General features: G+C 58.4%; 20 protein-coding genes (1 of these 20 running past the window's edge). 10 read left to right on the forward strand and 10 right to left on the reverse strand.

The window, feature by feature from the left end; translation table 11 throughout:
• Positions 1-28 precede the first annotated feature (28 nt).
• The 3 genes from ORG26_RS17285 to ORG26_RS17295 form a co-directional block, all read right to left on the reverse strand.
• The gene (locus ORG26_RS17285; RefSeq protein WP_266363958.1) at positions 29-1,201 is read right to left on the reverse strand and encodes a glutathionylspermidine synthase family protein; all 1,173 of its coding nucleotides are present in this window, start codon (positions 1,199-1,201) and stop codon (positions 29-31) included.
• Positions 1,202-1,307: 106 nt separating this feature from the next.
• A complete protein-coding gene (locus ORG26_RS17290; RefSeq protein ID WP_266363960.1) occupies positions 1,308-1,775 on the reverse strand; it encodes a hypothetical protein in 468 nt (155 codons plus the stop codon).
• A 289-nt stretch (positions 1,776-2,064) separates the two neighbouring features.
• Positions 2,065-2,679, reverse strand: a complete 615-nt coding sequence (locus tag ORG26_RS17295) for a hypothetical protein (RefSeq protein WP_266363962.1) — start codon at positions 2,677-2,679, stop codon at positions 2,065-2,067.
• A gap of 181 nt (positions 2,680-2,860) precedes the next feature.
• On the opposite strand from ORG26_RS17295, the gene ORG26_RS17300 reads away from it, so the two are divergent.
• Complete coding sequence (locus ORG26_RS17300) at positions 2,861-3,958, forward strand: hypothetical protein (protein ID WP_266363963.1); 1,098 nt, start codon at positions 2,861-2,863, stop codon at positions 3,956-3,958.
• A gap of 112 nt (positions 3,959-4,070) precedes the next feature.
• Here the strand turns inward: ORG26_RS17300 and ORG26_RS17305 are convergent, their stop codons facing one another.
• Positions 4,071-4,949 carry an SDR family oxidoreductase gene (locus ORG26_RS17305; RefSeq protein WP_266363965.1) on the reverse strand — a complete coding sequence of 293 codons (879 nt, stop codon included), beginning with the start codon at positions 4,947-4,949 and terminating at the stop codon, positions 4,071-4,073.
• A 127-nt stretch (positions 4,950-5,076) separates the two neighbouring features.
• Between ORG26_RS17305 and ORG26_RS17310 the strand changes: the two genes are divergently transcribed.
• A complete protein-coding gene (locus ORG26_RS17310) occupies positions 5,077-5,454 on the forward strand; it encodes a hypothetical protein (RefSeq protein ID WP_266363967.1) in 378 nt (125 codons plus the stop codon).
• Positions 5,455-5,517: 63 nt separating this feature from the next.
• Here the strand turns inward: ORG26_RS17310 and ORG26_RS17315 are convergent, their stop codons facing one another.
• The 4 genes from ORG26_RS17315 to yidD form a co-directional block, all read right to left on the reverse strand.
• On the reverse strand, positions 5,518-5,775 hold the full coding sequence (locus ORG26_RS17315) for a hypothetical protein (protein ID WP_266363969.1): 258 nt from the start codon (positions 5,773-5,775) through the stop codon (positions 5,518-5,520).
• A 175-nt stretch (positions 5,776-5,950) separates the two neighbouring features.
• The gene (locus tag ORG26_RS17320; RefSeq protein WP_266363971.1) at positions 5,951-6,346 is read right to left on the reverse strand and encodes a DUF4174 domain-containing protein; all 396 of its coding nucleotides are present in this window, start codon (positions 6,344-6,346) and stop codon (positions 5,951-5,953) included.
• A 98-nt stretch (positions 6,347-6,444) separates the two neighbouring features.
• Positions 6,445-6,822, reverse strand: coding sequence for a co-chaperone GroES (locus tag ORG26_RS17325; protein ID WP_266369431.1), 378 nt, complete (start codon positions 6,820-6,822; stop codon positions 6,445-6,447).
• A gap of 221 nt (positions 6,823-7,043) precedes the next feature.
• Complete coding sequence (yidD, locus tag ORG26_RS17330) at positions 7,044-7,253, reverse strand: membrane protein insertion efficiency factor YidD (protein WP_266363972.1); 210 nt, start codon at positions 7,251-7,253, stop codon at positions 7,044-7,046.
• 91 nt (positions 7,254-7,344) lie between these two features.
• On the opposite strand from yidD, the gene lgt reads away from it, so the two are divergent.
• The 3 genes from lgt to ORG26_RS17345 all read left to right on the forward strand — a co-directional run bounded on the left by lgt (position 7,345) and on the right by ORG26_RS17345 (position 10,481).
• Positions 7,345-8,250 (forward strand): prolipoprotein diacylglyceryl transferase, encoded by a 906-nt coding sequence (gene lgt, locus ORG26_RS17335; protein ID WP_266363974.1) that lies wholly within the window; start codon positions 7,345-7,347, stop codon positions 8,248-8,250.
• Between the two features lie 239 nt (positions 8,251-8,489).
• A complete protein-coding gene (locus tag ORG26_RS17340; RefSeq protein ID WP_266363975.1) occupies positions 8,490-9,872 on the forward strand; it encodes a BamA/TamA family outer membrane protein in 1,383 nt (460 codons plus the stop codon).
• Positions 9,873-9,902: 30 nt separating this feature from the next.
• Positions 9,903-10,481, forward strand: coding sequence for a hypothetical protein (locus ORG26_RS17345; RefSeq protein ID WP_266363977.1), 579 nt, complete (start codon positions 9,903-9,905; stop codon positions 10,479-10,481).
• A 95-nt stretch (positions 10,482-10,576) separates the two neighbouring features.
• Here the strand turns inward: ORG26_RS17345 and ORG26_RS17350 are convergent, their stop codons facing one another.
• Entirely contained in the window at positions 10,577-11,647 is a 1,071-nt protein-coding gene (locus ORG26_RS17350) for a branched-chain amino acid aminotransferase (RefSeq protein WP_266363978.1), read from the reverse strand.
• A 414-nt stretch (positions 11,648-12,061) separates the two neighbouring features.
• Here ORG26_RS17350 and ORG26_RS17355 point away from each other — a divergent pair, with 414 nt between their 5' ends.
• From ORG26_RS17355 to ORG26_RS17365, 3 genes are all read left to right on the forward strand, one after another.
• Positions 12,062-15,094 (forward strand): SusC/RagA family TonB-linked outer membrane protein, encoded by a 3,033-nt coding sequence (locus tag ORG26_RS17355; RefSeq protein ID WP_266363980.1) that lies wholly within the window; start codon positions 12,062-12,064, stop codon positions 15,092-15,094.
• 23 nt (positions 15,095-15,117) lie between these two features.
• Positions 15,118-16,689 carry a SusD/RagB family nutrient-binding outer membrane lipoprotein gene (locus ORG26_RS17360; protein WP_323134282.1) on the forward strand — a complete coding sequence of 524 codons (1,572 nt, stop codon included), beginning with the start codon at positions 15,118-15,120 and terminating at the stop codon, positions 16,687-16,689.
• A gap of 89 nt (positions 16,690-16,778) precedes the next feature.
• Positions 16,779-20,087 carry a VCBS repeat-containing protein gene (locus ORG26_RS17365; protein WP_266363982.1) on the forward strand — a complete coding sequence of 1,103 codons (3,309 nt, stop codon included), beginning with the start codon at positions 16,779-16,781 and terminating at the stop codon, positions 20,085-20,087.
• Between the two features lie 10 nt (positions 20,088-20,097).
• Here ORG26_RS17365 and ORG26_RS17370 read toward each other — a convergent pair whose 3' ends face one another.
• Entirely contained in the window at positions 20,098-20,652 is a 555-nt protein-coding gene (locus ORG26_RS17370) for a cob(I)yrinic acid a,c-diamide adenosyltransferase (protein WP_266363984.1), read from the reverse strand.
• A 239-nt stretch (positions 20,653-20,891) separates the two neighbouring features.
• On the opposite strand from ORG26_RS17370, the gene ORG26_RS17375 reads away from it, so the two are divergent.
• Positions 20,892-21,401 carry a hypothetical protein gene (locus tag ORG26_RS17375; RefSeq protein ID WP_266363986.1) on the forward strand — a complete coding sequence of 170 codons (510 nt, stop codon included), beginning with the start codon at positions 20,892-20,894 and terminating at the stop codon, positions 21,399-21,401.
• A gap of 8 nt (positions 21,402-21,409) precedes the next feature.
• A protein-coding gene (locus ORG26_RS17380) for an S-adenosylmethionine:tRNA ribosyltransferase-isomerase (protein ID WP_266363988.1) crosses the window boundary here: on the forward strand, positions 21,410-22,203 show its 5' portion. The gene runs 412 nt beyond the window's last position; only the first 794 of its 1,206 coding nucleotides appear in the window; the start codon lies at positions 21,410-21,412; its stop codon lies off the right edge, out of view.

Below are 22,203 nucleotides of genomic sequence, written 5' to 3' on the forward strand. Positions count from 1 at the left end.
TTTCCCCGGGCTTCAGCCCGGGGAAACGTTATTCGATAAGATGTCCGACAAACTGCGCGCCGTTATCGATGACCACGCCCCCGCGCCGGAAGCCCAGCCCGCAGCCTTCTCCGGCAAAAAACACCCCGGCCTGGTAATACTGACCGGACGCATCTTTCGGAAACTCGACGTATTCCTGATAAATCCGGGTGTAGTCGCCGTAGTCGCCCGGCACTTCCTGGATGGCCCGGCCTGCTTCGTCGAGGATACGGACGTTGGCACCTTCCCGGCCGAAGAGCACTTTTTCCACGCTGGGCCGGTCGGTGAGCCGACGGGTGTCGGTTTTGAGCAGCAGCGGGTGGTAGGGATACAGGTCCCAGAGCACTTTCAGGATGTATTTGGACTGAAACAGCAGCGAATACGCCGGATTGAGAATGACCACCTGCCGCCGCCGCACCATTTCGGTCAGCATCCGGGTCAGGTCGGGTTCTTCGTAGCCGATGTATTCCCAGGGTATAAGCTTGAACCAGAAGTCGAATTTCTCGAACCGGCTCGTTTGCAGACTATGTTTGAAAATGCCCTCTTCCGCCGAAAATTCAACCTGATCGATGTATTCGAAATCGACGGTAAATCCGGCTTCGCGGGCGGCTTCGCCCAGAACGGCCACATTGGCGTCGTCTTCCGGAAAACCCCGCATGGCCGAAAGCAGCAGCGTAGGCTGTAAGTCGCTGTTCTGTCGTTTCAATTCGCGAAACTGTTCGATCAGCGACTCGTACAGGGCGTTGTACTGCAAGCCTTCGGCCAGGCCATTGGCCCGCAGCTGGGCATACTGCACCACCGCCGTTTCCGGAATGCAGGTGGCCGTATCGGCGTTGAATTCAATCAGTTTGATGGGGTCGCCATCCAGACCACCGGCAAAGTCAAAGCGGCCGTAAAGCTGGATATGGCGGTCGTCGTTCCAGGAGAGTTTGATCAGTTCGACCAGATTATCGGGTATTTCCAGTTCCCGAAACAGGTTGCGGTCGATAACATGCTGCCCGGCTTCCACAAACATGTTGAAAAGCTGGTTGGCGGCCTCGTTGTACGCTTCGGCTTCGTGGGCCTTCACCGGCACGACCTGGCTGGTCAGGTAGGGTAAGGTATCGGTTCCCAGCATCCAGTCCCAGCCGATGTTCCGAAGCTGCTGGTCGGGAGAGGTAGGAAGGTTTTTGAGGTGAATCATAGTTGACATGAGGGCATCGGGGAGGAGCACGAGCGCGAAGGTTCCGGCCCTGTTTTCGCTCAGGGCGGCTGCGCCCGGCGTATCTCCGCGTTCTCCTTCTTTTTGGTTAAAAGAACAAAGACGGTTTGGTTAGTAAAAAATAAATGCTCAGCCCTGCCAGCAGGGCGCTGAAACCTTCCCGAACGGGCCAGTCGGGCGAGAAAAAGATGCGGTTTTGCCGGACAATGGCGCGCGGTACACCCTCCCCGCTGCTCCAGAGCCAGCGGCTCCGAACCAGATTGGACGGCCGGAAGCGCAGAATCCGCCCGTCGTGGAAGCTCAGCCGCCGGTGGCCCCACCAGCCGGTATTGACCCGGGCGATGTCCGACCCGTCGGCATCCGTGATAAAGACCGTCGAAAGCCGGGATTGCTGCCGGAACAGGTACGTTCCGTGGCGCGTCTGCAGGGTAGCCCGCATCGGCTCGTCAAGCGTTAGGACCGCCCACGGCAACCCCAGATCCGGCGAAAAAATTTCGTAACGGACGGCGGGCGTGGGCCGCACCCATTCCAGCATTTGACGTTGAGGGACGAGCATGCAGCGAATGAAGAATGAACTGCGGCGGCGGGCCGCAATGAATAATTAAGAATGAATCGCGGCGGCGGACTATACTTAACCGGTAATCGGCGGACGGTACTGGTTTTCGGTAGTCCGGAGGGCGGCGCGTTCCTCTCCGAATGAGAAAAGTTACGTAAAAAACGAACACCGACGACGTTCATTGTTTGCACACCCCGCCGATCCACCGCCGCCCGCCACCATTCATTGCGGTTCGCCGCCGCGGTTCATCATTCATTGTTCATTATTCATTGCGTCCCGCCGCAGTTCATTAAGACGAAAAGCCCCGCGAGCGGCTGCCGCTGAAAAATCCGCTGCGGCCACCCGACGGACGGCTGATGCGCGACGAACGAACGTTGTCGTGAATCTGGGTGGAGCGGCGGTAGACACTCGGATTAGCATAAAAGCGGGAGCTGTACTGCTGTTCGTTCCGGTAGCGCGGGGCCGTCGAACGGCCGATCATGTAGCCCAGGCCACCCCAGAGCAGCACGTTGGCCAGTCCGCCGCCCGCGGGACCCATGTAGCTGTTGGGGTTGTTGAAATACCCGCTGGTGCTGGGGTCCGACTGCACGAGCCGCCGGGCCGCTTCCACGCTGAGCGTATCCCGGTGCCCGTCGGCGTAATTGACAATGGCGCCGGCCCGGCTGGGGTCCACCTGCACCTCATCCGTAATCCGGAAATCGCCCGGACTGCTCTCGGTGATGTAGGTTAGTACGCCCTGCCCGAAAGACGACTGGGACTGGTTAGGGTTGTCGTTAGTATCGTTCTGGTTCGAGCCGCAGCTTTGGAGCAGCACCGAGCCGTTGAGCAACGCCAGCGAGAGCGTTGTGCCGAGGGTGATGTCTTTCACCCGACGGATGATGGCTTGTTTTCGTATAGGTGTCATCGTGTTAATTTCGAACGAAATGTACTGACGAAACTACCGGCAGTACAGGGAGGTTACAATATTTTTCGGGACCAATGGTTCGCCCGTGGCCGGATTAGCTACGGGAAAGGACAGATGGCGAGGCATTTTATGGCTAACTTGCAGCGGAATCAGTCAGCATAGCCGCCTCTGTTAGCCGTCCATGACCACCGAAACGGACTTTCTTCACGCCTGCATCGAGCGCATTGCCCGCCTTCAGTCCGGCGGCGACCGGCACTTCCCGGCGGGCCTGTTTCCGTCGTTTCGCGGCAATGCGCTGTACGGCTACCACCGGCCGGATGCCAACCTGTTTTTCACGACCATCACGCTGTTTACGCTGCAAACCGTTGCTGAACAACTGCCGGAAGCGGACAGGCAGACGGTCGCCCGGATGAACCGGAAAGCCCGGCAGGCGTACCCGCTTTTCCGGAACCGGGACGGACTGGATACCTACAACTTTTACCAGACAAAACCCTCGCAGCATTTTCCGCACGGACGCCTGCTCCACCGCCTGGATCATTTCCGTTTGCCCGACGATGTGGACGATACGGCGATGGTCTACCTGACGACCGAGCCAACCGGCGGGCAACTGCATTTTCTGGCCGAAAAGCTAAAGCTGCACGCCAACGGAGCGACCCGCCGGATTCGGAATACCTACCCGGACTACCGGGATCTCCGGGCCTACTCTACCTGGTTTGGCAAAAACATGTACGTGGAATTCGACGCCTGCGTGCTGAGCAACCTGCTCTATTGCCTCTGCTACTTCAAGCTTCCGTTTAATCAACACGATTTGGATAGCCTTGCGTTCATTCGCTCGGTGGTCGAGACGGGGCGCTACCGGCGGGAGCCGTTCCGCTGCGCCCATTCCTATCCGCGAACGCCGTTGATTCTGTACCACGTGGCGCGGCTGCTGGGCACTTTTGCGCCGGAACCGCTGGAAGGCATCCGGGCTACGCTGGTCCGGGACGGCCTGTCGCTGCTGGACGAAAACCTGCCCGCCATGGACCGCCTGCTGGTCAGTACCGCGCTGCTGCGGCTGGGCGAGCGGCCCGGACCGATTGATGTACAGGCTATTGGCAGTGAAGAAATCCGGGCCTTCTCTTTCTTCATCGCCGGGATGCTTACGGCCTACGAACATCCGCTGCTGTACCGGCTGGCGGATTCTTCCCTGGTGCGCATGAACTGGACCTGCGAGGCGCACGCGCTGGCCCTGCTGGTTGAGTATCTGGTTTTAAAGGTGGAAAGAAATTATATCAGCTAGGACAAAGGGGAATGAATTAATTCCGTATACCCTGAAATAGGGCTTTGCATGGCGTCCCACCCGTCGCGTAGCGACGCAACCCCATGTTACGGACGGTGTAAGACCCTACAAATTATCGATCCCAAACCTTTTTCATATCTTCGGCGAATTGCCGGAAAAGAATCGGCGGGCGGCCAAGCAGGCCGGGCAGCACGTCCGTCAGGGTATCGGCCTTGCCCGCTTTCGAGACGGTGTAAAGGGCAATCATAACCATCACAAAACTCAGCGGAACCCCTTCCTGAATGCGTTTCCGCCAGAGAAAACGGAGGATGGACGGGTCTTTGTAGGTAATCTTCCGGCCCAGAACGGCGGTCAGCATATCGGCAATTTCGTAGTAGGTGAGGGCTTCGGAGCCGGTGAGTTCGTAGGCCTGGTTGAGGTGGTCGTCGGTGGCGAGCGCCAGGGCGGCGACTTCGGCAATGTCCCGCACGTCGATGAAGGCCGTCCGGCCGTTGCCCGCCGGAACGAAGATTTCGTTCCGCTCCTGAATCTCCTTCCGGTGCGTTGTGCTCAGATTCTGCATGAAGAAGCTCGGCCGCAGAAAGGTATAGGCCATGCCCGATTCCCGTAAGATAAGTTCTATTTTGTGGTGCGGCGTATAGGCATTACTTTCAACACCCTGAAGCGACAGAAACACGACCTGCCTGACGCCCGCCTGCTGCATTTGCCGGACAAGCGGGTCGAAGAATTTTTTGACATCAGCCAGCTGGGGTGGGCGGATTAACAGCACTTTTTCGACGCCTTCCAACGCCCGTTGGGTAGAGGCAGGATTGGTAAAATCAAAGCGGATCAGGTCGTCGGTCAGCGGTGCCAGTAGCGGACGGTCACGTTCGGGCTGCTGGGTGGCGGCAATCAGGAAGAGGTCTTTCCGTTGCGGAAGGCGGTTGAGGGCCTGGAGGGTTTCCAGTCCGACGTTTCCGGTTGACCCGGTAATCAAGACGCGTATAGGCATAACAGGAAGGCAAATGGAGTACGTTTCCCGCAGAAAAGACTTCTAAAACCGGTGGCTGCGGAATCGGGTTGTAAGAAACAAACGTTTGACCACATCCCCAATGATACATCAACAAACCATAGCGTATTTGCGAAACCAATACCAGCAATTGACCGAATCCTGCGAGCGTTACGCTTCTTTTTCCACCGACCCGGCCTTTGCCCGGATGCTGCTCCAGCAGGCCGCCCTGTACCGGCAGCTCAGCTCGGAACTCAGCAACCGAACGGTGGTAACGCGTGAACACCTGAAAGACACCATGGACCGCCTGGCGGCCCTTTACCTCCAGCGCGACGACGCGATGGTGGCGGGAGCCTGCTACCAGGCCATGAAGCCCCTGATCAATTACCTGCAGCGCATGCTGAGCAGCGACGGACTGCCCAAAGACCTCCAGCAGGTTATCTCCCGCCATTATTCGTATATGGACCAGCGGGCGAACGTGATGAAGCAGATGATGACGAGTGCGTAAGTAATAGCGAATAGTGAATTGGCGAATAGCGAATAAGCTCCGCAGGGTCTAGCACCGCGGAGCTTATTCGCTATTTGTTTTCAGAATATCGTCCGGCAGCAGCGGGAGGTACGGCAGCAGGAGGTCGGTTGAGTGAAAGGCGGACAGGCGCCGGAGCCGGTTGCGGATGGCGTCGTACTGCATTTCAACGTAGAAGGAATCGAGGGCGTAGAGCAGGTAAACGTAGTTGTCCTCGTACCGGTTGGCTAACAAGGACCCGCGAAAATAAAGCTGCTCCTGCTGGTGATCGTGGGGTAACTGCTGAAAATCGGATAGCGTCATTACGTCGGCCTGTCAGGTGGAGAGCCGAAAGGTACGAAAAAAGTCGTAAGGCAATAAGTGGTAAGAAAGTCGTAAGTCGATAAGTCGTAAGCGGCTCGCCGCTGAGGCGCTTTGCCAGTTCCGGCTTCACGCAAAGCACCACTTACGACTTACGACGTATTGACTTACGACTTTTTTACGACTTCTTTTTCATCTCATCCTTCCGCATGGGCATCGAGTCGATGAGTTTGAAGAGTTCGTCGGGCTGCATCACCTGTTTGAAGGTATGTTTGATTTCGCCGTCCTTGCCGAGCAGCCAGCCCTGAAAATCTTCGGACGGAACCAGCTTAAACTCGCTGTGGGTCAGGAACCAGCGGTCGGGCTCGGGCAGGGTATAACCCACGAGCACAATCACGTCGAGGTCGCGCTCGGCCATGCCCTCGGCAATGTCTTTGGGATGGAGAATTTCCTGCTGCTCGATGATCTGGTGCGGACCGTTTTCGCGGCCGTACAGCACCAGCACCCGGCGTTCTCCCTTTTTTTCTTCCAGAATCGCCTTCAGCGAAGTTCTAAGATTTGCGGTACTTTCCATATGTTGGGTCAATGCAATACATCCAATCAATACTGCAAAGAGAAACCAGCCCGTACGCATAGTGTTCGGTTTTATGAGGGTGTGGCATTCGCGCGTGCCTAGTACAGCGGTTCAGACCGTTCCAGCATCAGGATAGACGCCTGCGGAACGATGACGTAGTGCTCCCCTTCGTATTCGAGTTCGATGGCGTTCCGTTGCAGATACAGCGCCAGATCGCCTTCCTGCGCCTGCAATGGCATGTATTTGACGCGCTCCTCGGTTTCTTTCCACGGCTCGTCGTCGGTCGGAACCGGAATCGGGTAACCCGGACCTACCTTGATGACGTAGCCGCTCTGCACCTGTTCCTTCTCCTGCACCGTCGGGGGCAGATAAAGGCCGCTGCTCGTCCGGTCGCTGGGACTCTTGGGGCGAATCAGCACGCGGTCGCCCACCACAATCAGTCGTCTGAGTTTGTTGTCCGGCGTTATTTCCATCAGCAAAAATGTCAGTTTAAAGGTTTTGTTTTGGGTAAAACAAGAATCAGGCAAAAGCCGCGGGGAGGGACAAATTGACAGTTGCGGTATAGGTTCTCGCAGATGACCGCGGATTTTAGGCGCAGATTTACGGTTCGCCGTTGCGACGCAGATAAGAAACAAATCAGCGAAAATCTGCGCCCAAAATCCGCGCTAATCTGCGAGAAATAATCCCAGTAAAAGAATCAAGGCACCGGATCGTACCCGTGTCCGCCCCACGGATGACAGCGCCCGATGCGTTTGAGTCCCATCCAGCCGCCCTTCAGCGCCCCGTGTTTGCCGACGGCTTCAATCATGTACTGCGAGCAGGTGGGCGTGTACCGGCAGGCGTTGGGGAAAAAGGGCGAAATGGCACCCTGATAAAATCGAACGAAGGCAATCAGCAGGGTCTTCATGGGAGCATGAGGCTATCTGAAATCTTTGGCTATCTTTGCCGATAACTGAAACCGGCCCAACCGGGGCCATTGACAACACAGGTTTTCACGAATGCTGTCGTACATCATCTGGGACGTTAAGCCCGAAATCTTTGAAATTGGTTCCTTTGCCGTGCGCTGGTACGGACTTTTGTTTGCGCTGGGTTTTCTGGTCGGTCAGCAGATCATGATTCACGTTTTCAAGAAAGAAGGAAAACCGCTGGCCGATATCGACGCCCTGACGCTGTACATGGTCATCGCCACCGTCATCGGCGCCCGCTTCGGTCACTTCCTCTTCTACGAACCCGAGGTGCTGTTTTCCGACCCGCTCAAAGTCATTCTGCCTCCCTACGCCGGACTCGCCAGCCACGGAGGAGCCATCGGAATCATCACCGGCCTGTTCCTCTACGCCCGTTCGCGGCGAGGCTCGGGGCAGACGTTCCTGTGGGTGGCCGACCGCATCGCCATCACCGCCGCGCTGGGCGGCTGCTTTATCCGCCTTGGCAACCTGATGAACTCCGAAATCATCGGCATTCCGACGACCGTGCCCTGGGGATTTGTCTTTATCAACGACCCGACTTCGCTCCAGACGGGCAACCCGGCCTTCGACATCGTCCGGGCCACCGTGTTCGACGAGCGGCTGGGTGGTTTTGTGAACCGGCTGGTAACGGCCCGTCACCCGGCGCAGTTGTATGAAGCCCTTTCCTGCCTCGTTCTGTTCTTTATTCTGTTCTGGTTCTGGAACAGCCGCAAAGCCCGGACGCCCCGCGGCAGCATGGTGGGAATCTTCATGATCTGGATTTTTGGACTGCGGTTTTTCTACGAATTCCTCAAGGAAGACCAGGTCGCCTTCGAGCAGAACCTGACCCTGAACATGGGCCAGATTTTGAGCATTCCGGCCGCCCTGTTCGGGCTTTTCCTGCTGGTCCGCAGCACCTGGAACCCGGTTTCGAAAGAAGAAAAGGTGAAGATGCCTTAAGCAAACGCCGGATTGCCGCAGAACCCGCTGAACAGGCGGGTTTTGTGTTTTGGGGCCGGGCCGTTCCGGGGTCCGGTCGGAAGGTTATTCAGAAAGACTGACCCGACCGCTGGATTCCGTCCGTCCGCCGAAGTAATTTTGTAGACTTTTTTGGAAAAGAACCGGGCGGGTCGAAAGATTAGCCGCCTGTTTGCTATATCCGCCATTTTGAGAACGCTTTTTGCAGTGCCTGAGGCTGAATGCTCGTATCGCTACTCCTTTATCTGACATCCCTGGGGACACCCGCCGCACCACCCGATTCCACCGTGATTGTGCGCTCGGTGCGTATTGACGGCAATCACCGGACCCGTGAGCGGATTATCCGGCGGGAGATGGAACTCCGCCCGGGCGATACCATCCGGGTAGGGCAGCTGGCCGAAAAACTGGCCTGGGACGGGCGTAAGATTTCGAATACCAATCTGTTTATTACCGTCGATGTGGCGGCCGTTCCGGCCGATTCGCAGCGGATCGACGTGGAGGTGAAACTGAAGGAACGGATGTTTCTGTTTGCCTTTCCAACCTTCTTCCTGGCCGACCGGAATTTCAGCGAATGGTGGTACGAACGCAACCGCGACCTGCGCCGGACCATCTACGGCGGGCGGATGTACTACAAGAACGTGACCGGCAACAACGACCGCCTCCGCGCCATTTTGGAGTTCGGTTTTCTCACCCGCGCCGATCTGACGTACACGCTGCCGTACATCGACCGGGCGCAGAAGACGGGCATCAGCGTCGGAGCGTCCTACATCACCAACAAGGAAATTGCCTGGCGCTCGGCAGGCGACAAACTGGTGTATCTCCGCGACGAACGGCTGCTGCGCGACCGGTTTGCGGCGGGGGTGGTGCTGACGCGCCGGAACCAGTTTTACACCTTCCACCGGGCCGAACTGCGCTACAGCCGCACAAACGTTGCGGATACCATCGCCCGCCTCAACCCGGACTATTTTCTGGGCGGCCGCACCCGGCAGCGTTATTTTCACCTCGGTTACTCCTACATCTACGACCGCCGCGACAACGTGGCCTACCCGCTCAAAGGCTACCAGCTCGAACTGAACGCCGACCGTTTCGGGCTGTTGCCGACCGACGATTTACAGCAAACGGAGCTGCAGGGAAGCCTGAGCCGGTTTGTGCCCCTCAGCCGCCGCTGGTACTTCAGCACGATGGTCAGCGGCAAACTGTCGTGGCCGGAACGCCAGCCGTATTTCAACCTGCGCGGCCTCGGTTATCTGAACGACTTTGTGCGGGGCTACGAACTTTACGTCATCGACGGACAACGGTACGGACTGGTCAAAAATACTTTTCGTTTTCAGGTGCTGAACATCCGGAAGACGTTTAAATGGATACCCGTCCGGCAGTTCAGCACGGTGCCGCTGGCCATTTATCTGACGGCTTACGGCGACGCGGGCTACGTGCACAGTTCGCTGGCCAAACGGTACGAAAGCCGCTTTGCTAACCGCTGGCTGGGCGGTACGGGCCTGGGGCTGGACGTTGTAACGTTTTACAATGCCGTGTTTCAGTTTAATTATGCCGTCAACGGGCGCGGCGAAACCGGCTTTTATTTCACATATTTGTACGATTTGTAAACGCGGACGGAGCCTCCGCACCTGATACCAATGCGCTTTCTTACTTTATTCGCGGCCACTTTGTTGACGGTCAGCGCCTGCAATACCAAAAAGTCCGGGGATGCCGTGCAGCAGACGGATAGCACCACCCAGACGCAGCCGGCCACGGAAACGTCCGCCGACATCGAAGCGAGCGCCGACCTGCGCCGGCTGGTGGGCGAAGACACCGGGCTGTTCCGGGGCGTGAACCTGGGCGACGCCATTGCGGACGTGAAGGCAAAAGAAAAAATCGAGCAGTTCGAAACCAGTTCGAGCCACGTAGGCTACACGTTTGAGTACCCGAATCTGGAAAGCACGGACATTCTGTACTTTCACGACCCGGCGGGAAAAGTCAACAAGATTGACGTCGATCTGTATCTCAATGACCAGGCGTCGCTGACCCGGTACACGCGGGAATTGACGGACTACTTCAACCAGCGTTTTGGCAGGCAGGTGCCAAACGGGTCCGAAACGGTCTGGAATGCCCCCGCCGCGCGGCTGGTGATGAAAGACGTCACCAAGGGCAAGAACTTCGGCCTGAAATTTACCTTCACCGGGGCGGCCACCAACCTTTCGGCCTCGGCAAAGTAAGGCTTCATAAAAAATCAACCCCCAAAAAAGCGGCGGTCCGAACCGGAGTTTGTTGACTCACCCGGTTCGGACCGCCGCTTTCTATGTTTTGGAGCTTATACCGCTTTGTACGTCCAGCCGAAGATGTCCTCCGAACGGCCCGTGCGCAGGTCGTCCAGGAAGTGATACACCCGGCGGGCCACCGAATCTTCCGTCTGTTCGGGCAGGTTGTAATCCGTGCCTTCGTAGCCGATCAGGGCGTAGGGCGATACGACAACGGCCGTACCGACGCCGAACGCTTCCGTCACCCGGCCGTTCTGCAGGCCGCTGATGACCTCCTCGACCGAAACGGGACGCTCGTCGATCTCAACGCCGAGGTGGCGGACAATCTGCAGCACGCTGTCGCGCGTAACGCCTCTCAGGATGGTGTCCGAAGCGGGCGGCGTCACCACCTTGCCGTCGATGACAAACATCACGTTCATCGTACCGGACTCTTCGAAGTACCGATGGTCTCTGGCGTCGGTCCACAGAATCTGGTCGTAACCGGCCTGCTGGGCGAGCATGGTCGGGTACATCGACCCAGCATAGTTGCCCGCACACTTGGCGTAACCCACGCCGCCGGGGGCGGCCCGGATGTATTCCGTTTCGACTTTCACCTTCGGCGGCTTGGCGTAATAGGTCCCAACCGGGCAGGTGAAAATGCAGAAACGGTACGTTTTGGACGGAGCGACGCCGAGGAAGGTGTCGGTCGCGAACATGTACGGACGAATGTAAAGCGAACTGCCCGGCGTGCTCGGCACCCAGTCGGCGTCGGCTTTCAGCAGGGCTTCCAGACCGCCCATGAAGACGTCTTCCGGTAGCGTGGCCATGCACATGCGCTTGGCCGACTCGTTCATCCGGCGGAAGTTATCCAGCGGACGGAACAGGAGCACTTCACCCGCTTCGTTTTTGTACGCCTTCATGCCTTCAAAAATCGCCTGTCCGTAGTGCAGGGACGAAAGGGCCGGGCTTAGCGTGAAGTTATCGAACGGCACGACCTGTAGGTTGGTCCACTGACCATCCACAAAATCGGCCACGAACATGTGGTCCGAGAAGTGCTTGCCGAAGGGCAGGTTGTTGAAATCGACCTCCTCAATCCGGGAGCGTCCTGCTTTGCGCAGTTCGATGCTGAGTACGTCCGTAGTCATTGTTGTATCCGATAAGGTCCGCCCGATTAACCACCAAACGGGGCAGAGAGTTGATAGCCAGCAAATGTAGGGAATTTGAATTGTAGTTTATCGAATAAACGTGATTAACGAAGAAAAAAGTTGTCTTAACAAGTATATGGCTTTTTTCGGCGGATAAAGCGCCTCCTTCTGCGCGCCGTTTTGACCAGCTGATCCAAAACAGCGCGGGCAATACTTATGAGTAATACTTACCAAATTGACTCTCCGGCTGGATTAGAGATATGGTTGAAAAATGAGAATATATACTATTTTTTATAATTATTAAAATATTTTATAAATAAGGTTGCCAACCAACCATTTTTTATGATATTTAAGCGAGGAAGCACAGAACTTCCTTCTGTGCCAACCTATCCAAAACCTAACTTTTCAAGCTCTATGTACAGAAAACTACTCATGTTTCTGGCGTTGTGTCTTACTGTGACCCGACTCTGGGCGCAGGAACGACAGGTGTCCGGAACAGTCACGGACGAGGCAGGGCAGGCGATGCCCGGCGCCAACGTGGTGGTGAAAGGAACCACGCGCGGAACGAACACCGATGCCAGCGGTGCCTTCCGGATTGCCGTTCAGCCGGGCGCGGCTACGCTGACCATCTCGACGGTCGGCTACCTGTCGCAGGAAGTAGCGGTCGGGGCCGGTCAGTCGACGGTCAGCGTGACGTTACAGCCCGATACCCGGACCCTGCAGGAAGTCACCATCACCGGCGCCCTCGGGATTGAGCGGCAGGCGAAGACCCTGACGTACTCGGCCCAGCGCGTGGAAGGCCGCCAGCTGACCGAGGTGCGGGATGCCAACTTCGTCAATACCCTGTCGGGAAAAGTGGCGGGGCTGGTCGTCACGCAGGGAGCCGGTGGCCCGGGTGCCGCCGCGCGCGTGGTGCTGCGGGGTAACCGCTCCATCCAGGGCAGCAACAACGCCCTGTTTGTCATCGACGGGATGCCCATCGACAATTCGCTTGGCGGACAGGTCGGCAACGACTTCGGCGGGTTCAACGGCAGCGACGGCGCCGCCAACATCAACCCCGACGATATTGAGTCTATTTCGGTGCTGAAAGGAGCCGCCGCCGCCGCCCTTTACGGCTCACGGGCCGCCAACGGCGTCATTATGGTCTCGACCAAACGCGGGAAGGTTGGCCGGGTGCAGACAAGCCTCAATTCGGGTGTAGCCATCGAATCCCCGACGATTCTGCCGAACCTGCAGAACACCTACGGACAGGGCAACGGGGGAAATGCGGGCGACAAAGCCAGCGGCAGCTGGGGCGCGCCAACCACCACTTACCCCGACAACGTCCGGGACTTTTTCCGCAACGGGGTGTCTACCAACAACTCCATCGGCGTCACCGGCGGTACGGAAAAGGTACAGTCGTATTTTTCCTACACGCACAACTACAACCAGGGCCTCATTCCGAACAACGACCTGACGCGCCACACGCTGAACCTGCGCGTAAGTAACCAGATCAGCAAACGCTTCTCGACGGATGCCCGCATTACGTACGTCAATCAGCTGATCGACAACAAGATCAAGGTTGGCGAAGAAAGCGGCATTGTCATGAACGTGTACAAAATCCCGCGCAGCGTTGATCTGGCAAAATACGAGCAGTTTGAAGACGCCCAGGGCAACCCGACGTACTGGACAACCTCGTCCATCTACATGAACCCGTACTGGACGCTGAACCGGACGCTGAACAACGAACTCCGGAACCGCATCAGTGCCCTGGCCGTCGCCCGTTACGAACTGGCCGACTGGCTGACCCTGCAGGGCCGGGTGAGCTACGACCGCTACGACGACCGCTCGACGTTCAAGTATTACGACAAAACGCTGCTGTTTGCGCAGGCGGGCGGTTCGTACCAGGTAGCCACTTCCCAGAACATCGAACGCAACATGGACCTGCTGCTGCTGGGCAACAAGAAGTTTGGCGATAGTTTTGCGCTCAATTTTACGCTGGGCGGTTCGCTCAACGACCGGTCTTACGTGTACACCGCCACCAACGCCAACGGCCTGCTGGTGCCCAACAAGTTCGACCTTTCGTTTGCCAACAACCTCTCGGTAGGGACCGAACTGGTTCAGCGCCAGTTGCAGGCCCTGCTCGGAACGGCCCAGTTTTCGTACAAAGACTGGCTGATTCTGGACCTGACGGCCCGGAACGACTGGTCGTCTACGCTGCCGAAGCCGTATTCGTACTTCTACCCGTCGGTGGGCGCTACCGTGATTCTTTCGGAGGTCACCAAACTGCCGTCGGCCATTTCGTTTGCCAAACTGCGCGGTTCGATCACGCAGGTCGGTAACGATGCGCCGCCTTATCTGCTCCAGCAGACGTACTCCTTCGGGCAGGGCGGAACGGGCGGCTTTATTTCCCGCGACGACCTGAAAGCCATCGAGAACCTGAAACCGGAACTGACCACAGCCCGCGAATTCGGTGCCGATGTGCGGTTCCTCAACAACCGCCTTGGCCTCGACTTCACCTGGTACCGGACCAATTCCAAGAACCAGCTCCTGCGCCTGGGTCTGGCTCCGGCCTCCGGCTTCTCGCAGCAGTTCATCAACGCCGGAAATGTGCAGAACTCCGGAATTGAACTGACGCTGACGGGCAAACCGCTGTCCGACGCGAGCCGCCTGGGCTGGGATGTTTCGGTGAACCTCGCCCACAACGTGAGCAAAATCGTCGAACTGCACCCCGACATCAAGCGGGCTTTTCTGGGCGGCGGCTACGGCCGGACGGCCGGGCCGGTTGTGGAGGAAGGCGGCCGTTACGGAGACCTGTATGCGCAGACGTGGAAACGCGACGCCCAGGGCCGGTTTGTCGTGGATGCCAACGGCAAGCCGGTGGCGACGGACCAGCAGAAGATCGGCAATTTCAACCCCAACCTCATGCTGGGCTTCAGCAACACGTTCACGCTGGGCGGCTGGTCGGCACGGGTGCTGTTTGACGGGCGCTTCGGCGGAATCATGACCTCCGGCACGGACGCCAACCTGGCTTTCGACGGCAATGCGGACTACACCACGGCCAACCGGACCGGCAACTGGGTGCTGCCAGCCGTCACCGAAAGCGGCGAAACGAACACCAAGGCGATCAATGCCGAAACGTTCTGGACCACCGTTTCGGGCGGACGTTACTCCTGGGGTGAATTCTTTACCTACGACGCCACGAACGTACGCCTGCGGGAAATGTCCATCGGCTACACGCTCAATCTGCCTAAATTCTTTATCCGCTCGGCGCAGCTGTCGCTGGTGGGCCGCAACCTGTTTTTCCTCTACCGCGGCAACGCCATCCTCGACATTCCGGGCGTCGGCAAACGGAAGATGCAGTTTGACCCGGATGTCAACCTCGGCGCTGGCAACTACCAGGGCGTGGAATACGGCAACCTGCCGTCCTCGCGCTCGGTCGGTCTGAACCTGAAATTGTCTTTCTAACCCGCAACTCTGCTTAGCAAGCTATGATTATCCAGAAAAATACCCGCCTGCTGAAAGGTCTGTTCGGTGGAATGGCGGTGGCGTCGGTGCTGACCTTTGGTGGCTGTACGGACAAATTCGAAGAGCTCAACACCAACCAGACCAAGCTCACCACGCTTGGCACGAACGAATATCCGTATCTGTTCTCCAAGGCGCAGTCGGCTTCTTCCTACGCTTTCTGGCGGTATCAGGTCGCCCAGAACCTCTTTGCAGACTTGTATTCGCAGTATTTTGCCACCACGGCCACCTATTTTCCGTCCGACCGCTACGTCCTGCGGATGGACTGGCTCCAGTGGCACTGGCAGCCGATCTACACGGAAGTGGTGCCCCAGTTGAAAACGCTGCTGGACCAGACCGATAAGGCTTCGTCCGAAAACGCCCTGGCCAGCATCATGTGGGTGTACACCTTCCACCGGGTAACCGATTATTACGGCCCGATCCCGTATTTCAAAGCGGGTGAACCGGCCAAAACGGTCGCCTATGACGCCCAGGACAAGATCTACGACGATTTCTTCAAACGGCTGGACGCCGCGGTCAAGGTGCTGAACGGCAAAAAGTCCGAAAAGCCGTACGGCAAGTTTGACCTCATTTACGCCGGGGATGTCAACAAATGGATCAAGTTTGCCAACACGCTTCGCCTGCGGCTGGCTCTGCGTATCTCGAAGGCAGACCCCGCCCGCGCCAAAACAGAGGCAGAAGCCGCCGTGGCCGGAGGCGTCATGGCCGATGTCGAGGACGATGCGCTGATGGTAAAATCGCTGGCAGGCTCGGATTTCAACGGACTCTCGGGCATTTCGGTCTGGAACGAGTTCCGGATGTCGGCTTCCATGGAATCGGTGCTGAAAGGCTACCAGGACCCGCGGATGGGCATCTACTTCCAGCCGGCCAGCGGAACCAAAACCTACGAAGGGCTGCGCAACGGCCTGACACCCGCCCAGTTGAACCAGCCCGCCAACTCGAACGACAACAACTCGAACGTCGGCACGCGCTGGGTAGCGGGCAGCGGCTCGGCCTGGCAGGGCCAGCAGACCACTCCGCAGGACGTGATGCACGCGGCGGAGGCGTATTTCCTCCGCGCCGAGGGTGCCCTCAACGGCTGGAGCATGGGCGGCACCGCCAAGGACCTGTACGAAAAAGGCATCGAAGTTTCCATGAAGCAGTGGGGCTTCTCCGGCGCGGCCGTGCAGGCGTACATCAACAGCACGAGCACCCCGATTGCTCCGGGCGACGGCCTCAATTCACCGGCCATGTCGAACATCCCCGTCCGGTGGGGCAGCACGGTGGCCATGCAGCGGGAGCAGATCGGGACGCAGAAATGGCTGGCGCTCTACCCCGACGGGCTCGAAGCCTGGGCCGAATTCCGCCGGTCGCGCTACCCGAAACTGTACCCGGTGGCCAACAGCGACAATTCGGATGTACCCGTGGGCGGTGTGCTGCGCCGGATTCCGTTCCTCGATCTGGAGAAGCAGACCAATGCGGCCGCGGTCAAGGACGCCGAAAAGCTGCTGAACGGACCCGACAAGGCGAATACGCCGCTGTGGTGGGATAAAAACTAATGTCCCGACGAAAGGAAAACGGGCAGCTCAAAACTGCCCGTTTTTTATTAGATTCATCATTCTTTGCCCATTCATTACCCCGTGGTTGTATGAATTGCCTTCGCCGTTTGGCCCTTGCCGGTCTTGTTTGTCTGATGGCTGGCTGCCGGGAGCCCGATACGCTTTTTGAAAAAATGTCGGCTTCCAAAACCAACGTCCGTTTTGCCAATTACCTCGAAGAGTCGCCGGATTTCAACGTGCTCAAGTACGGCTACTTTTACAACGGCGGCGGCATCGGGGCGGGGGATTTCAACAACGACGGCCGGATTGATCTGTATTTTAGCGGCAACCTGTCGGCCAACCGACTGTACCTCAACCAGGGCGATTTCACCTTTGAAGACATTACCGAAAAGGCGGGCGTGGCGGCGGCCGATGGCTGGAACACCGGCGTTTCGGTCGTGGACATCAACGCTGACGGCTGGCTGGATATCTACGTGTGCCGTTCGGCCGCGCAGAACCCCAAACTCCGCCGGAACCTGCTGTTCATCAACAACAAAAATCTGACCTTTACCGAAAAAGCCGCCTACTACGGCCTCGACGACCCGGCCTATTCCACCCAGGCGGCCTTTTTCGACTACGACCGCGACGGCGACCTGGACTGTTTTCTGCTGAACCATTCCGTTCAGGAATACGCCGGGTTCAGCCGGGCCATCGCCGATTTCAAGCAGCAGCAGAACCCCGATTACGGCAGCCGACTGTACCGCAATGACAACGGGCATTTCACCGACAGAACGGCTGAGGCCGGGCTGATTTCAAACGTACTGAGCTTCGGGCTGGGCGTGGCCGTTTCGGATTTTAACAACGACGGCTGGCTGGACCTGTACGTTTCCAACGATTATAACGAAAACGATTACCTCTACCTGAACCAGCAAAACGGGCAGTTTCGGGAGGCCGTTCGCGAGTCGATGGGGCATACGTCGCTGTACTCTATGGGCTCTGATGCGGCGGATGTGAACAACGACGGCCGGATGGATTTGCTCACGCTCGACATGCTGCCCGAACGGAACGAACGGCTCAAGCTGACCTCCGGGGACGATAATTACGACAAATACCAGTTGCTGCTCAGGGCCGGTTTTCACCACCAGACCATGCGGAACATGCTTCAGCTGAACCTGGGCAACCAGCCGGGCACGTCGCCCGTAGCGACGCCTGCTTTCGGCGAAATCGGGCAACTGGCGGGCATTTCCAACACCGACTGGAGCTGGGCGGGCCTTTTTGCCGATCTGGACAACGACGGCTGGAAGGACCTGTTCATCACCAACGGCTACGCCCGAGATTACACGAACATGGAGTTTCTGAAATTCACGATGGACGAACAGTTGCAGGCCCGCACCACCGGGAAGCCGTCCGATCCGATGGCGGTCATTGCCAAAATGCCGTCGATCAGCGAACCCAACTACATCTTCCGTAACCGGGGCGGCCACGCGTTTGAAAACAAAGTTGCCGACTGGGGATTTTCGGAGCCGACCCAATCCAACGGGGCCGCGTACGCCGACCTGGACAACGACGGGGATCAGGATCTGGTGGTCAATAACGTCAACGCCGAAGCGGGCATTTACCGGAACCTGTCCGACAAAAAAATCGGCAATCAGCAGCTGACCGTCCGGCTCGAAGGCCCGCCGGCCAAACGAATCGGGGCCCGGATCGAGGTCCTGACCGACCGCGGCGCGCAGTATCAGGAGGTTGCGCCGGTCCGCGGTTTCCAGTCGTCGATGGACGGCCCGCTGGTATTCGGACTGGGGAAAACGGCGCAGGTTAAACGGGTGAAGATCGTCTGGTCGGACGGCAAAACGGAAAGCCGGTCCGCTCTGGCCGCCAGCCAGTCCCAGACCTTTCGCTACGCAGACGCCGGCCCCGCCGCAAAATCCCGTTCTTCCGACGCTTCGGAACTCATCGAGGCCATTCCGGCCCGGCTCCCGTTTACGCACCAGACCGACAGCCTGAACGATTACAAAATCCAGCCGCTGCTGCCGCACGCGCTTTCCGGCGTTGGGCCGTGTCTGGCAACCGGCGATGCCAACGGCGACGGATTTCCGGACATTTTTGTCGGCGGCGGACCGGGGCAGGCCGGACAGGTTTTTCTGGGACAGGTAAACGGCTGGAAAGCGGTGCCGCAGCCTGCGCTGGTCCGCGATGCTCCGGCGACGGACGCCGATGCGGTCTGGCTGGATGCCGACGGAGACCGGGATGCCGATTTGCTCGTCGTCAGTGCGGGGTATCAACTGCCCGCCAACGACCCGCTTCTCCAGCCCCGGCTTTATCTGAACAACGGAAAGGGCATCTTGTCGAAAGCGGCTTTGCCCGATCTGCGCCTGAGTGCGTCCTGTGTACGGGCGGCCGATGCCGACGGCGATGGCGATGCGGACGTGTTCATCGGGGCGCGGGTGACGCCCGGCCGTTTTCCGGACGCCCCGCCCAGCGTTTTTCTGCAAAACGACGGGAAAGGCCGGTTTACGTCCGTCGCCGACCCGGCCCTGCGTACGCTCGGCATGGTGACGGATGCCCGCTGGGTTTTGCTGGGTGCCAACCGGAAACCGGCCCTGGTGACGGCCGCGGAGTTTGGCCGTATCCGGCTGTTCGAATTTGCCAGTAACCGGTTTCAGGAGAAGAAAGACCACTTCCCGGCGGTGTCCGGCTGCTGGACCCAACTGCTGGCCGAGGATCTGGACGGCGATGGCGACCCGGACCTGGTGGCCGGCAACATGGGCCTCAATTCGCAGCTGCGGGCGGCTCCCGAAACCCCGGTGAAACTGCTGGGCATGGAAATCGAAAACCGCCTCGTGCCCGTGCTGGCTACCTACGAAAACGGCCGGCTGTTCCCCTTCTACGCCCGCGACGAAATGCTCGACCAGTTTACGCTGCTGCGCAAAAAGTACCCGGATTATCTCCAGTTCGCCAAAGCCGAAATGGCCGAGGTGGAGTCAGGCACGACGGCCAAACCGGTCATTCAGGCGGAGGCGGGTGAACTGCGGTCGATGGTATTCTGGAATGAAAACGGCACGTTTAAAGCCGAACCGCTGCTGCCGGACGTACAGACCGCGCCCGTTTATGCCCTCGCCGCCGTGGATTTAGACGGAAACGGGCATAAAGACCTCATTCTGGGCGGAAATCAGCTCCGCAACCGGGTGCGCTTCGGCAACTTCGACGCCAACCGGGGGCAGGTCCTGCTCAATAGCGGGAAACGGCAGTTCGCCTTCCTGACGCCCGCGCAATCCGGCCTCTGGTGGTCCGGGGCTGTCCGGTCGCTGGCGGTGGTCCGAAACGCCGGGGCAGCGTATCTGCTGGCCGGACTAACCGGGCAACCCGTCCAGGCGTACCGGCTCGGGAAACGGACGAACCCGGAAGGTAACCGCCGGTAGGAGGGCGGATTTAGAGCGTCCGCGGCTCCCAGGTCACCTCCTCGGCGCCAAGCTCCTGCGCCATTTTGCGGCTCAGCACAAACAGGTAGTCCGAAAGCCGGTTGAGGTACTGAATCACCAGCGGATCGACCGGCTCCGTTTCCGAGAGCGTGATGACCAGTCGTTCGGCCCGGCGGCAGACCGTGCGGGCTAGGTGGCAGAACGATACGGCCTGGTGTCCGCCCGGGAGCACGAATTTTCGCAGTTCGGGCAGTTCGGCATCCAGGGCATCCATCGCTTGTTCGAGCCGCTCAATATCCGCTTCCACGATGGCGGGCATGGGCTTTTTGATGGTTTTTTCGGGGTCGGTAGCCAGCTCCGCGCCGACCGTAAACAGACGGTCCTGAATTTCCTTGAGCAATTCCCGGCGGCTTTCGTTGACGGGCTGGTCGCGGACAAGGCCGATGTAGGAATTCAGTTCATCGACGGTGCCGTAGGTGTCAATCCGCAGGGCGCCTTTGCTGACGCGCGTTCCGCCGATGAGGGAAGTCTGGCCTTTATCTCCGGTTTTGGTGTAAATCTTCATAAAACAGTCGGGTTAATCAATAAGTGGTAAGTGGCAAGCGGTCGCCGCTGCGGTCGTAAGTCGTGACAAGGGGCGAAGCGGTAAAGTTCAGCATTAATGTGCAACCGCAAAAATGCATAATCGCGGCGTCGGGCCGCATGCGCCTTAAAGACTTACGCCTTACGCCTTACGACTTACGACTTCCTTAACTAACTTTGCACCCCCGAACGGGTTACCCCGCCGGTTAACTAATCGATTTCATGAAAGTAAGTACTTTTGCCATTAAACTGTGGCGCTGGGTTTCCATGCTGGCTTTTGCGGCTGTGCTGACCTATACGTACAGCAATTTCGACCAGAATGTTGCCGTTCATTTTACTCCGCAGAAACAACCCGATGCCTTTCTCCAGCGGGATGTCCTCTTTTATATCTGTGTTGCCATTTTTCTGGTTACCAATACGCTGGTGGGTCTGGTCGCGCGTCTGTTTCCCCGGGTTCCAAGCGCGGCGCTGCCAATTCCGAATCAAAATCTCTGGGCCGGGCACCGCACGCAGCTGAACGAGCTGACTCAGAACTGGTTTTACGCCCTGATGGCCGCCATCAACACCGTGATGGCCCTGGCTCTCTGGGTGCTGGGTCAGTTGAACAAGCAGCTCGGCAATTCGGCGCTGGGCGGCCACGAATGGCTGCTGCCGGTTTGTACGCTGATTTTTGCCATCGTCATCGTGGCCCTGCCCATCCGACTGATGATGAAACCCGCCAACGAGGAGTAAGCCGACCTATGTCCGACCTAACGCTTCATCAGTTTCAATACGACCTGCCGGACGAACGCATTGCCCGTTTTCCCCTGCCGCAGCGCGATCAGTCGAAGCTGCTGGTGTACAAAAGCGGCGCTATTCAGCACCGGCAGTTTGTCAGCCTGCCCGACGAGTTGCCCGCCGACAGCCTGCTGGTTTTCAACAATACCAAAGTGATTCCGGCCCGCGTGCACTTCCAGCGCGCGTCGGGGGCCGTTATTGAACTGTTTCTGCTGAATCCGGCTCCCGCCGACCGCCTCGTGACCGAGGCAATGGACGACCGCGGGAGCAGCGTCTGGGAATGCATGATTGGCAACCGCAAACGCTGGAAAGACGGCGAAACCCTGACCCGGCGGTTTTGGGTGGATGGCCGCGAAACCGAACTGACCGTTTCCTGGCACGATGCCGGACAGTCGCAGGTCTGTTTCCGCTGGACCCCGGCCGACGAGTCGTTTGCCGCCATTTTACACGAAGCCGGTAAAATTCCGCTGCCGCCGTACCTGAAACGCGAAGCCGAGGAAGCCGATAAGGAAACCTACCAGACCGTTTACAGCCGCATCGAAGGGGCCGTCGCCGCGCCGACCGCCGGATTGCATTTTACGCCCGCCGTTCTGGACGACCTGGCGGCGAAGGGTTTCAAAACCGACTACCTCACCCTTCACGTGGGGGCCGGTACGTTTCAGCCCATCAAGACCACCGATGTCCGGCAGCACCTGATGCATACCGAACAGGTGGTTTATACGGAAGAAAACCTGCGGACGCTTCTGGCCCACGACGG

Origin of the sequence: Tellurirhabdus rosea (assembly GCF_026278345.1) — a bacterium.
Taxonomy (GTDB): domain Bacteria; phylum Bacteroidota; class Bacteroidia; order Cytophagales; family Spirosomataceae; genus Tellurirhabdus; species Tellurirhabdus rosea.